Origin of the sequence: Nocardiopsis oceanisediminis, assembly GCF_048595525.1 — a bacterium.
Classification (GTDB): Bacteria; Actinomycetota; Actinomycetes; order Streptosporangiales; family Streptosporangiaceae; genus Nocardiopsis_A; species Nocardiopsis_A oceanisediminis.
In genome coordinates, this window is record NZ_JAFMZJ010000001.1 from 546,816 (window position 1) to 559,600 (window position 12,785).

Annotated in this window: 8 protein-coding genes; 4 read left to right on the forward strand and 4 right to left on the reverse strand. The window is 73.0% G+C overall.

The window, feature by feature from the left end:
- The first annotated feature begins 18 nt into the window (after window positions 1-18).
- Together J0910_RS02960 and J0910_RS02965 are read left to right on the forward strand one after the other, a co-directional pair.
- Complete coding sequence (locus J0910_RS02960) at window positions 19-4,071, forward strand: AAA domain-containing protein (protein ID WP_420156961.1); 4,053 nt, start codon at window positions 19-21, stop codon at window positions 4,069-4,071.
- Complete coding sequence (locus tag J0910_RS02965) at window positions 4,071-4,907, forward strand: hypothetical protein (RefSeq protein ID WP_420156962.1); 837 nt, start codon at window positions 4,071-4,073, stop codon at window positions 4,905-4,907. The genes J0910_RS02960 and J0910_RS02965 overlap by 1 nt, the downstream gene beginning before the upstream one ends.
- 60 nt (window positions 4,908-4,967) lie before the next feature.
- Here the strand turns inward: J0910_RS02965 and J0910_RS02970 are convergent, their stop codons facing one another.
- From J0910_RS02970 to J0910_RS02985, 4 genes are all read right to left on the reverse strand, one after another.
- Entirely contained in the window at window positions 4,968-6,371 is a 1,404-nt protein-coding gene (locus tag J0910_RS02970; protein WP_420156963.1) for a DHA2 family efflux MFS transporter permease subunit, read from the reverse strand.
- Window positions 6,368-7,015 (reverse strand): DsbA family oxidoreductase, encoded by a 648-nt coding sequence (locus J0910_RS02975; RefSeq protein ID WP_420156964.1) that lies wholly within the window; start codon window positions 7,013-7,015, stop codon window positions 6,368-6,370. The genes J0910_RS02970 and J0910_RS02975 overlap by 4 nt, the downstream gene beginning before the upstream one ends.
- A 230-nt stretch (window positions 7,016-7,245) precedes the next feature.
- Window positions 7,246-8,190 carry a quinone oxidoreductase family protein gene (locus tag J0910_RS02980; RefSeq protein WP_420156965.1) on the reverse strand — a complete coding sequence of 315 codons (945 nt, stop codon included), beginning with the start codon at window positions 8,188-8,190 and terminating at the stop codon, window positions 7,246-7,248.
- A gap of 413 nt (window positions 8,191-8,603) precedes the next feature.
- The gene (locus J0910_RS02985; protein WP_420161873.1) at window positions 8,604-11,312 is read right to left on the reverse strand and encodes an ATP-binding protein; all 2,709 of its coding nucleotides are present in this window, start codon (window positions 11,310-11,312) and stop codon (window positions 8,604-8,606) included.
- A gap of 508 nt (window positions 11,313-11,820) precedes the next feature.
- Between J0910_RS02985 and J0910_RS02990 the strand changes: the two genes are divergently transcribed.
- Both J0910_RS02990 and J0910_RS02995 read left to right on the forward strand, forming a co-directional pair.
- Window positions 11,821-11,994 (forward strand): hypothetical protein, encoded by a 174-nt coding sequence (locus J0910_RS02990; protein WP_420156966.1) that lies wholly within the window; start codon window positions 11,821-11,823, stop codon window positions 11,992-11,994.
- A 259-nt stretch (window positions 11,995-12,253) separates the two neighbouring features.
- Complete coding sequence (locus J0910_RS02995) at window positions 12,254-12,757, forward strand: hypothetical protein (protein WP_420156967.1); 504 nt, start codon at window positions 12,254-12,256, stop codon at window positions 12,755-12,757.
- Window positions 12,758-12,785: the final 28 nt, after the last annotated feature.

Below are 12,785 nucleotides of genomic sequence, written 5' to 3' on the forward strand. Positions count from 1 at the left end.
TCCCGGTGGAGGCCCCCCGTGCCCGAAAACGCTGATCGCCGCCGATTTGAGCTCGTCAATTCCAAGGTCGAAGAGTGGGCGAGCGATCTCATAGATCTCGGGCCCCGGAACGCGCTGGTCAAGTTCAAGGGGGGCCGAAAATCGAGCCTTGAGCTGGCGGGTTGCGAGCAAGAAGCGCTTTCTGGGTTTTTTTCTGGAAAGAAGACCGGACTTCACAGGCTCTTCCAGGATGAAGCCCGCTTTCAGGACGCCGTCTCCCGGGTGCGCTCACTCCACCGCAAGGTCAGAGAGCTCGCCGAGGAGCAGGGAGTGGACGTCGCAAGGGTCGCCTTCGGCCTCGTGGAAGTCACAGGAGAGCGGCGTCGCCGCGGTTCCGACCGCCCTCTCGTGCTGCGCTCCCCGCTCCTGCTGCAGCAGGTCGCCTTCGAGGCCCGGTCAGTGGCGGATAAAGGGCTCTGCATGCAGCTGTTCGGGGAGACGGAGATCAATCCGGTCCTCCTGCACGCGCTCCGCCGCGGTTACTCGCTGGACATCGATACCGAACGCTTCACCGGCAAGGTGGCACGGATCCTGGACGAGCAGGTGGACCGAGGAGAGCAGACCCGGAGCGTCTTCGATGAACTGCGGCAGCTCGCCGCGGAGCAGGGCGTCGACCTCGCCCTGCAGCCGTCGGCCGTTGTCGGGATGTTCAACTACGAGAAGTTCGCCATGGTCCAGGACCTGCAAGGAGCGGCGGACCTCCTGGCCGGGAACGACCTCGTTGCGGCTCTCGCCGGGGACTCCTCCGCGGTAGCGGCCATCCGCGCTGAAGACGGCTCCCCCACGTTCGGCGATGTCGACACGGTCCGTCCGGAAGAAGAGTTCCTCGTCCTCGACGCGGACTCTTCGCAGCACCGCGCGGTCGACGCAGCGCTGAGCAAGCGGTACGCCCTGATCGAAGGCCCTCCGGGGACCGGCAAGAGCCAGGCGATCGCGAACATCATCGCCGGTGCGGCGGCACGTGGAAAGCGGGTCCTCTTCGTCGCGGAGAAACGGGCGGCGATCGAAGCCGTCACGAACCGCCTGGCCGATGCGGGCCTCGGAGACCTGGTACTCGACGCGCACCGGCTCCGCGGCAGCCGGCGGCATCTCGCACAGCAGTTCGCCGAGAGCCTCGACCGCATTCCGAGCGAGCCGCCGGTGGAGGCGGCGGACACCCACGCCCGACTCATGGACCGGAGGCGCCGACTGGCCGCCTACGCCCGAGAGTTCCATGCCGACAGGGCGCCCTGGGGAATCAGCCACTACGAGGTGCGCGCACGGCTCCTTGGGAGCGAATCCGGGCGGTTCTCCGTGCCCGCCTTCCCGCGGGACCGGCTCGACGCACTGAACGCCGAGGTCGTTCAGCGGGCTGCGGACGAGCTCCGCGGCTTCGTGGAGAAGGGGGGACTGCGGCTCGTACGGAAGGAGACCCCCTGGTGCCACGCAGAGGTGAGCAGCGCAGAGGAGGCGGAGAAGATCCACCGGAGGCTGAGCGACCTGGTGGAGAGGAAGCTGACCCGGAGCAGTGCGGAGATGCGTGCTCTGCTCTCCCGCGCAGGTCTCGAAGTCCCCGATGATCTGGCCGCATGGGAGAAGGCACTGGAACTGCTCGACAGGGCCGAGAAGATCAGCGACCGCTTCGGCCCCGAGCTGTTCGGTGAAGACCTTGAAGAGCTGTGCGGCGCCACCGCGCCGTGGTCGCAGCGTGCCCGGTTCCCCCGGCGGCCGTCATGGTGGCGGCGGCGCACTCTGCTGAAGTCGTTGCGCCGGAGCGGTATCGGGGCCAAGGCCGAGCTGCACGGGCAGATGCTGGAAGCGGCAGCGGTGTGCGACCGCTGGCGGGAAATGGGCGGCGCCCAGGGGCGGCCGGGGAAGATCGAAGGACTGGCGGAGGCAGGCGGTTCCTATCGGGAACTGCGGCGCGAGCTCACCGCGGTCGCCATGGTCACCAACTCCGACGACCTGCGCGATTCCCGGCCGGAACGGCTCCGAACGGCCTTGGGCGAACTCCACGGTGACCAGGAGATGCTGTTCTACCTCCCGGGGCTGAACCAGTCGCGTGCCCTGTTCAGCAGGCTGGGGATGGACGATCTGCTCGCCGAGATCGCGGAACGGGGCGCAACTCCTGACGAGGCGGTTTCGGTGTTCTGGCATACCTGGCTCCGCTCTTTGGACCAGCGGTTCCGGTTCTCCTGCGGAACACTGCGCGAATTCAACGGAGTCCAGCATGAACGGGTTGCGGCGGAGTTCCGAGATGTCGACAGGGAGCACAGGGAGACAACCGCCCGCCGGGTCCGGCGCAGGGTCGCCTTCGGATTGCGGAAGGCGATGGACGACTTCCCCGGGCAGGCCGAGCTGATCCGCAAACAGGCGGCGAAGAGAACACGCCACCTTTCCATGCGCAAGCAGGTGGAACAGGCGTCCGAAATGATGATGGCGCTGCGGCCGTGCTGGGCGATGTCCCCGCTCGTGGTCAGCCAGGTGCTTCCCGCGCGCCGTCTCTTCGACCTCGTGGTCTTCGACGAGGCCAGCCAGGTTCAGCCGCATGACGCGATCACCTCCATCATGCGCGGTGAGCGGCTGGTGGTCGCCGGGGACGACCATCAGCTTCCCCCGTCGTCCTGGTTCACCCGGCTGCTGGCAGACGATGATGACACCGGAGAGGAGCAGGAGACCGAACTCCGCGATTACGAGTCGATACTGGGAGCCCTGAACGGGTTCCTGCCCCCGTCGGGCCGGCATCGGCTCCGCTGGCATTACCGCAGTCGCGACGAGCGGTTGATCGCCTTCTCCAACAGGGAGATCTATGGCAATGACCTGGTGACCTTTCCCGGTCCGGAACAGGAGGACCCGCTGCGGCTGGAGGTCGTGGACGGGACGGTCCCACCGGGGCGGAACGGCTCATCGTCCGTTGAGGCGCGCAGGGTGGCGGAACTCGTGCTCGAACACGCCGAGCAGCGTCCGGACGAGAGCCTCGGAGTCATCACGCTCGGGGACCCGCACCGGGCCCGGATCGAGCAAGCGGTGCGCGAGGCGCGCAGGGAGCGCACCGATCTGGAGGACTTCTTCACGGAAGAAGGCGGGGCGTCCAGCAGGTTCTTCGTGAAGAACATCGAGACCGTCCAGGGCGACGAACGGGACGCCATCGTGCTGAGCATCGGCGTCGCGAAGGCCGCCACCGGGAGGATCGACGCACGCGGATTCGGTCCGCTCAACCGGGAGGGCGGCAAGCGGAGGCTCAACGTCGCGGTCACCCGGGCGAAGCGGCGAATGACCGTCGTCAGCTCGTTCCCGCCCGCCGCTCTCGCGCCCTCCGACCGGGAGACCGGTACCGAGCTGCTGCGGCGCTTCCTGGAGACCGCCGCCGCCGGAGGCGACCCCGATGCCTCCGGGCGTTCCACCGGGGGCGAGCTCAACGGGTTCGAGGCCGACATCGCGCGGCGGCTCTCCTCAAAGGGGATCCCGGTGTACCCGCAATGGGGATTCTCCGGCTTCCGCATCGACTTCGCCCTGGCGCACCCGGACGAACCGGGCCGGATGGTCCTCGCGGTCGAAGCCGACGGCGACACCTACCACCGAGCCCCCAGCGCACGCGACCGCGACCGTCTCCGCCAGGAGCACCTCGAACGACTGGGGTGGCGCTTCCACCGGGTATGGGCGTCCGCCTGGTTCGCCGACCCTGAAAGGGAGGCCGAGCGGATAGCGGACGCATGGCGTTCCGCAGCCTCCTCCCCGCCCCCTCGACAGCCTGAGCGGACGGAACCGGTTCCGCAGGACCGAAAGCCGGCAGGGGGCGGGCGGTCCGCCGGGGCCGTCCGCGGACCGCGGCCCGAAGTCGCCCCGGGCCTGGGGATCGGGGCCTACGGAGAACAGGAGCTGATCGCTCTCTGCCTGTGGCTCCTCGAAGACGGCCTGCAGCTCAGCAGGGACGAGCGGATCAAGCAGGCCATGACCGAACTGGGGTTCCGCAAGCGCGGCCGCAAGATCGTCGCCCGCTTGCAGCACGTCATGGAGATCGCCCAGCACCTGACCGATCAGAAGGAGAGCTGATGCACTCGCTCGATTCGAAGACCCTGAGGCGCTTGGCCGAGGTCATCGCCGACATCGGAGGCCCCTACGAGCGCAAGGGCTGGGAACTGGAAGAGCTGCTCCGAGGAGCCGCCTGGCCGGGAGAACCAGAGTACGACGGGGAAGCCCGCGTGCCGTGGCTCCTCGAAGAGATGACCGCTCGGCGCGACGATCACGCCGCCATTGAGCGGCTGCTGTGCCGCGTGTGCGACCCCCTGGAATATGACGAGGGAGCCGACGCGGCCGACGCCGTCCGAGAGGCGGTCAACGAGAAGCTGCGGCCCGAAGGCCTGGTCATCAGCCAGATCGGCGGACGGCCCGTGGCGGGGAGGTTGGGGGCGGGCGGCGCCGTCCAGATGTCCGAGCCTCCTGAGCTGGAAAAGCGCCTTCGGGCGCTCGTCCAGGACGAGAAGACGGCGGAAGTACTCCTCAACCGCCTTGAGGAGACTCGCATCTGCGCGAGCAACGGCGCCTACACCCTTGCGATCATCGGTGTCGGCAGCCTCATGGAAGGGCTGCTGCTGACGATCCTGAGAGAGCGTGACGGAGAGGCCTGGGCCGAGAACTTCCCCCGGCGCCAGGGCAAACTCGTAAAGCCGGACCAGGTCAGCCTGCACGGTCTGATCGAAGTGATGCACCGCAAGCAGCTGATCGAATTCGACGCCAAGGATTTCATGCACAGGGTCCGGGATTTCCGGAACTATGTTCATCCGCATAGAGAGCTCGTCGACCAGCCGGGGTTCGATGCCGACAGCGTCGGGCTCTGCTGGGCGCCCGTACAGGCGGTGCTCAACGACCTGGAGAAGCGGCTCGGGTGAGGCCGCGAGGGACGGTGGGACCGCCTCTCTTTGGACAAGGGAGGCGGGTCTCTGCCTGGTTCATCCTCGTCGAGCGGAAGCGGTCTTGGAGCAGGCCGCCAAAGGGAGCAGGGCGCTCGCCAGCAGTACGCCCGCCGCGGTCAGGTAGGCGGTGCCGATGGAGTCCTCCATCGGGCCGGGGCCGAAGGCGAGGGCGCCGAGGGCGACGGTGCCCGCCGTGCCGCCGATCTGGCGGAAGAAGGTGAACAGGCCGCTGGCCAGGCCAACGTCCTCCGGGGGTACCCCGTCCTGCAGGGCGACCACCACCACCTGGAAGAAGGCCCCGGTGCCCAGGCCCATGGCGGTGGCGAGCAGGCCCACCGCCCACAGCGGCGAGTCCGCGCCGAGGGCCGCGAAACCGGCCATGGAGCCGGCCATCCACGCCGTGCTCAGCACCAGCATCGGGCGGTGTCCGCCGCGGACCGCGAGCGGGCCCGCGACCCGGCCGGCCGCGATGATCGCCGCGGTCTGCGGCACCAGCATCAGCCCCGCCTGCGTCGGGGAGAGCCCCATCACCGCCTGCAGGTGCAGCGGAAGCAGCAGCAGACCGCCGAAGACCCCGATCCCCACCGCGAAATTCACCGCGTTGACCAGGGTGAACGCGCGGTTCCGGAACAGGCGGGGCGGGAGCAGCGCATCGCCGCCCATCGCCCGCTCGACGCGGACGAACAGCACCGCGCCCGCCGCCGCCACCGCGCCGGCGGCGGCCGAGGCCGGCGAGGCCCACCCCCACTCGGCGCCGAACTCGGCCAGCAGCAGTACCGGGACGACCGCGGTGACCAGCAGCACCGCGCCGAGCAGATCGATCCGGCGGGCAGCGCCGCGGGCCGGCCCCGGCCCCGGCCGCGGCAGCGCCCCCGCGACCAGGGCCAGCGCCGCCGCACCGACCGGCAGGTTCACCAGGAACGCCCAGCGCCACCCGTCGAGCCCCAGCACGGTCTCGGCCCCTGCGAAGAAACCGCCCAGCACCGGCCCGGCCACGCTCGCCACCGCGAACGCCGCGCCGAGCCACGCCTGGTGGCGCACCCGGCGCTCGGGCGGCAGCAGGTCGGCGAGGATCGCCAGGGCCAGCGCCATCAGCCCGCCAGCGCCCACCCCCTGCACGGCGCGGAACACCGCCAGCGCAGGCATCGACCAGGCCAGCCCGCACAGCAGCGACCCGGCGAGGAAGACCCCGACCGAGGCGGCGTAGAGCGGGCGCCGCCCGTACACGTCGGAGAGCTTCGCGTAGACCGGGGTGGACACCACCGAGGCCACCAGGTAGGCCGACATCGCCCAGGCCTGGACCTCCGCGCCGCCCAGCCGGTCGGCGATGGTGCGCAGCGCGGCGGCGACGATCATCTGATCCAGCGCGGACAGCAGCACGCCCAGGAGCAGCCCGGTCGAGACCGCAGCGACGGTGCGCCGACCCGGCTCCGCGCTCACCCCTGCCCCGCTTCGCGGATCAGGGACAGCAGCTCGCCGGGGCCGAGCGCGCCGGAGACCGCCCTACCGCCGTTCACCCGGTAGGACGGCACCCCGGTCACCCCCGCCTCGACCGCCAGCTCGCGGTCGCGCCGCACGCCGTCGGCGTGCGCGCCGGTGCGCCACATCTCCTCGGCCGCCGCCGGGTCCAGACCGGCCTCGGCGGCCAGCGCGGTGAGCACGTCCCGCCCGCCCAGGTCGGCGTGCTCGATGTTGTAGGCGCGGAACAGCCGCTCCAGCACCGGCCCGGCCACACCGTGCCCGGAGGCGAGCCGGACCAGACGGTGCGCGTCGAAGGTCTCGAACGGCCGCACGTTCTCCGGGTCCAGGTCGAGCCCGGCGGCCCGGCCGCCGGCCTTCACCCGGGTCACCAGCGCGGCGGCCTGCCCCTCGTCGAAGCCCCACTCGGTGCGCATCACCTCGGCGAGCCGCAGGCCGGGCCGCCCCGGCCCTCCGGGGCCCAGCTCGAACGCCCGCAGGCGCACCTCGACCCGTTCCTCCTCGGGGAGGCGGTCCAGGGCGGCGGCCAGGTTCCGGGTGCCGATCCAGCACCAGGGGCAGACGATGTCCAGCCAGACGTCCACGGTGGTGGAGGTGGAGGCCATGGGGGTCCTTCCTTTCCGGGCGCATCCGCGCCCTGGATCGTCGGTCGGGTTTTCGCCGCCGCCGAGCCCCGCCGCCATCGGCCCCGGCCCATCCGGGTGGAAGCCGGCCCGGGGGCAGTGCCGACTCGACGCCGCCGTGACCGCGGAGGGGGTCCTGCAGGGGAAAAACGGGGTCGGCGGGCGGCGCGCTTACCCGCTGCTCCGGCCGTGGGAGGGGCGCGGAGCCGGGCTCACGCGCCGGTCGCAGCGTGCAGGGCGTCGGTGGTGAGCACGATCTTTCCGCGGATGCCGCCCGCCCTGTAGTGGCGGTGCGCGTCGGCCGCCTTCTCCAGCGGGAAGGTGCGGTGCAGGTGCACCCGGAGCCTCCCCTGGGCGTACAGGTCGGCGAGCTCGGCCAGGCGCGCCGCGGAGCGCCTCGGCGGGACGGTCCGCACGCCCAGGCCGGCGGCCTTGCCGTGCTCGACCAGGGTGAAGATGCGCGACCGGTCCGCGACCAGCTCCAACGACGCGTCCAGGGCGTGCCCGCCGACCCCGTCGATCGCGCCGTGCACCGCCCCGCCCGGGGCCAGCGCCCGCACCCGGTCGGCGAAGCCGTCGCCGTAGGAGACCGGGACCGCGCCCAGCGACCTCAGGTGGTCGTGCTGCGGCTCCCGGGCGGCGCCGATCACGGTCGCCCCCTTCAACCGCGCGAGCTGCACGGCCATCGACCCCACCGCCCCGGCGGCGCCGTGCACCAGCAGCGTCTCGCCCGCGCCGAGCCCCATGTCCTGCAGGGCGATGTGCGCGGTCTGCGCGGCCGCGGTGAAACCCCCGGCGACCTCCCACGGCATGTTCGCGGGCTTGGCGGTGATCTGGTCGGCGGGGAACACCGCGTGCTCGCGGTAGGAGCCGAGCACGTTGAACCCGAGCACCTCGTCCCCGGGCGCGAACCCGGAGACCCCCTCGCCGACCTCCCGCACCACCCCGGCGTACTCATTGCCGGGGATGCGCGGGTACTCCATCGGCCCGACCGCCGCGGGCAGCCACCCCTCGACGACGGCCACGTCGAACGGCTGCACCCCGGCGGCCATCACCTCGACCAGCACCTCCCCGGGACCGGCCCCGGGCACCTCGGTCTCGACGACCCGCAGCACCTCGGGCCCGCCCGGCTCGTGGAACACGACGGCCTTGCTCATCGGACTCCCGCCCTTCCGCTCCGCGCCCGGCCCGGTGCCGGGGCGCAGAACAGGACGGTAGGCGCGCACCCCGCCGGTCCGAATCCGTGCCGCCACTGGGCCGGCCACCGGTCCCGCCACGTGGCGGCACCGGGTCCGGCCCGGCGGGGCGACCACGCGGGCCGCGGCCGCCGTCCCGCCGAGCGCTCCGACCAGACCGCCTCGACCGCCGGCAGGGCTTCGGCGGCCCTGCCCTGCCCGGCCCGGGCCGCACCGCTGAGCGGGGGAGGTGCCCGGGGCGCCGCCGCGGAACGCTCCCCCGACCGGTCCCCCGGGCGGCTCTTCCGCCGACCGGCCGGGGCCGCCCCGGCGGAGGCGGAGGACGGCTCCGGGAGGCGCGGGGACGGAACGCGCTCGCGGGGCCCGGCGAACCCTCAGCCGTCGGAGAGGTCCAGGCGGGCCAGGTCCGCACGGGACCGGACGCCGAGCTTCGGGTAGGCCTTGTACAGGTGGTACTCGACGGTGCGGTGGCTCAGGAAGAGCCGCGCGGCGATCTCGCGGTTGCTCACACCCCCGGCGGCCAACCGGGCGATCTGCAGCTCCTGCGGGGTGAGCAGGGACGCCGGCGCGCCGCCGCCCCCGGCCGGGGCGGCCTCACCGGCCGCGCGCAGCTCGGCGCGGGCCCGGTCGGCCCACGGGGCGGCGCCCAGCCGGTCGAAGACCTCCAGCGCCGTGCGGAGCAGGTCTCGCGCCTCGCCCCGCCGCTTGCGCCGCCGGAGCCACTCCCCGTACAGCAGCGCGGTCCGGGCGCGCTCGAACGGCCGCCCGCCGGCCTCGTGCTCCGCCATCGCCGCGGCGAAATGCCCGCCCGCCTCGTCCGGATCGGCGAGCAGGGCGCGGCAGCGCGCCGCCAGCGCCCGGGCCCACGGCCGGTCCGAGGCCTGCGCCCACACCGCGAACCCGGCGAGCGCCTTCCGGCCGTGCTCGGGCTCCCCGGCCAGTACCGCCGCCTCGACCAGGTCCGCGGAGGAGGAGACGGCCGGCCCGGTGGCGCGCGCCGGACCGGACAGCGCCCCGGCGAACCGGCGCAGCGCCTCGGCCGGGCGGCCGGACACCAGGTCGAGCAGGCCGAGCGCGCACTCCGCGGCCGCCGCCGACTCCGCTGTCCCGGCGGACCGCCCGGCGAGGCGCTGGCAGCGCTCCGCGTCGCCCTCGATGGCCGCGGCCCGCGCGGCCACCGCGTTCAGCCGGGCGCCGCGGTGCGTCTGCCCGGTATCGCGCGCGAAGGCCGACGCCTCCGCCAGTGACAGGGCGGCGTCGCGGTGCCGCCCGGCCATCAGCTGTGCCTGCGCATGCATCTGCAGCACCGCGGGGAGCGCGCCGAGCAGGCCGCGCCGGCAGGTGGCGGCGGCGTCCGCGCCCGCCAGCTCCGCGGCCGCCTCGTCGTCCCCGATGAGCAGCGCCACCGCGCACAGGTGCAGCCGGACGATGAGGCTGTCCGGCGGGCTGGACAGGCCCGACGCGACCGCGCCGCGCAGCCGCGGCAGCGCTTCCCGGACCTCGTCCGCCGCGAGCAGGCCGAGTGCGGCCACGGACGCGGCGACCGGCCCCGGAGCGGGGAGGAACCCGTCCGCGCCGCCCGGCTCCGCGGAGATCCCCTCCGCCAACCGCGCAGCCTCCCGGACCGCCCCGCCCTCGCCGGCCGCCCAGGCCGCGTCGGCGGCCATGACCAGCAGGGTCAGCGCGAGGGCCGGATCCCGTCCGGTGATCGGCGCGGCGCGGTCGAGCAGCACCCGCGCCGCCCGGGCCGGCACGCCCCGCTCGATCTCCACGGCGCCGCGCACCATCGCGGTGCCCGCCAGCAGCACCGGGTCGCGGGTCAGCGCCGCCGCCTGCTCGGCGAGGGCGTCCGCCCGCTCGGTCCGGCCCACGGTGATCGAGGACTGGGCGGCCCGGGTGAGCCGCCGGGCCCGGTCCGCGGGGTCGGTGCTGAGGCCGGCGGAGCGCTCGTAGAACGGCACCGCGGACGGGAGGGCGCCCCGGCGCCGGGCCCGCTCGGCGGCCCGCTCCAGCTCGGCGGCGGTTCCGTCGTCCGGCCCGGTGGCGGCCGCGGCGAGCTGCAGCGCCCGCCGGTCCCCGTCAAGGACCCCGGCCAGGGAGCGGTGGATCGCCAGCCGCAGCGACGGCGGCGCCGCCTGGTAGCACGCGGAGCGGATCAGCGGGTGGCGGAAGGCGAGCGCGACACCAGAGACGTGCACCAGGCCGGCCCGCTCGGCCGGGTCCAGGTCGCTCTCGGCGGCGCCGAGCGCCCGCGCGGCCTGCAGCACGGTGCCCAGCTCGCCGGTGCCCTCGGCGGCGGCGATGGCCAGCAGCAGCCGGGTCCCCTCGGGCAGCCGGTCGATGCGGGCGCCCAGCGAGTCCAGCACGCGCCGCCGGACGGGGAACGCGGCCGGCGCGGCGGCGCGGCCGGCCCGCTGCTCACCGGTGAGGCCGCCGGGCAGCTCGACCAGGGCCAGCGGATTCCCCTCGGCTTCGGCGAGGACCCGGTCCCGCACATCGCGGGGGAGGCCGGGGAAGCGGTCGGCGAGCAGCCCGACGGCGGCCTCCCGGTCCAGCGGCGCGGGCGCGAGCTCCTCGATGCCGGGCGCGTCGAATCCGTCGCGCGCGGCGAAGAGGAACGCCACCCCCTCGGCGTGCAGCCGCCGGGCGGCGAACAGCAGTACGTCGGCGGAGGCGTCGTCGAGCCAGTGCGCGTCGTCGACCAGGCACAGCACCGGCCGCCGGGCGGCCAGGTCGGACAGGAGGGTGAGCACCGCCAGGCCGACCAGGAACCGCTCGCCCGGCTCGGCTTCGGAGAGCCCGAGCGCGCCGCGCACCACCGCGGCCTGCTTCTCCGGCAGGTCGTCGACGGCGGGGAGCACCGGCCGGAGCAGCATGTGCAGCGCGCCGAACGGCAGCCCGGCCTCGGCCTCCACCCCGGTCGCCCGCAGCACCCGCACCCCGTCGGCGCCGCGCGCGGCGGCGTCCAGCAGCGCGGTCTTGCCGATCCCGGCCTCCCCACGCACCACCAGCGCCCCGCTCAGCCCGGCCCGCGCCCCGTCGACCAGCAGGGCGACGGCGGCCTCCTCTTCGTCCCGCCCCATCAGCACGCCATCAACGTAGCGCCCACCACCGCACCACCAGCGCGCCGGAGCCAGGAATCGGGACAGAACCGGACGAGATACCACTCCCGTGCGGCGAATTCCCAACTAAGTCAGACAAAAAGAACAAAGAGAGCGAAAAGAGAAAAAGAGGCGAAAGCTGGAAGGGGTGGAGGAAGGGAGGAAGAGGAAGGGGGAGGGAGAAGAGAAGAAAGGAAGCAAGTTATATCTAAAGGTTTCTTTAGCGGCGTGCCGGCGGTGGCCGTACAAGCGCGCTGGGATCTGCGATCCGGCCGGGTTCCGGGCCCACCCGATTGTTTCGGAGCCCACCCCGCCGGGTCCCTCCCGGCCCGAGCCGGGGGGCACGGACGGCAACAGTAGGGGCGAGGGAGACCCCCGCCCTATTCGGAGCCGATTGTGAATGCCCCCCGGCCCGGCCCGGCCCGTCGGGCCGAGCCCCACCGCAACAATCGCGCGACCCCTCGCGCGGCATGGACGCCAAGGAGGAGCCATGGCGAAGGACAAGGACAAGAACAAGGCCACCCCGGGTTGGAAGCACCGCCCCGCCCGCAGCGTGGCGGACACCCCGGGTAACTGCACCAACACGCCGAGCTGCAACAACATCGGCACTTTGCCCAACGGCGAGGTCTGCACCTGCGGTAACGGGATCCGCGCCAACCAGTAGGTTTACCCACCAGCAATAAGGGTAGACTCTTAAGTGAAGGCCCCCCGAGGCCCCGAGCTTTGAGAACTCAACAGTGAGAGGAGGTGAACCATGAAGGAACGGATCGACCCGATCGTCCGCGAGCACTGCGGCGCGCACGACATCGAGGACTGCGACATGTGCAACCCGAACGGAAAGCGCTAAAGCATCAGAGCGCTGGTATCGTCACAATTCCCCCAAGCGTGTCGGCCCGCCCGACACCGGTGCGAAAGGCGGGCAGATGCCGTCCGATCCGCGCCGCGGCCCCGAAGAGCGGCCGCTGGTAACGCTCAAGGAATGGGCCGCCGAAGTCGGCTACAGCCACGCCTACGCAGTGCACGTGATGCCGCGCTACTACCCCGACTTCCCGCGCCCGGAGCGCTACCGCACCGGCATGAGCGAAAAGGGCGGCGGCGGGGGCAGCGCCCTCTACGACCCCGTCGCACTCGAGGCCTTCCGCCCGCGCCGCCCCGACCCCGCCGAGCTCCCGGCCGCCGATCTGGAGCGCGAGGTCACCCTGGTGGGGTTCGCGAAGCTGATCGGCGTGGACGGGCGCAGCCTCACCCAGATCAAGGACGACCGGCCCGACACCCTGCCCGACACCGTCGACGGCCGGCGCTGGTACCCGCGGGCGCGCTACCGCGCCGCGGACCTGCTGCTGATGTGGAACGCCCGCCCGGGGCCGGGGCGCGGCTCGGACAAGCGCAGAGCGGAGCTGCCCTGGTGGGCCGCGGACCGGGAGTGAACCGGCCCGGTCCCGCTGCGGCACCGGG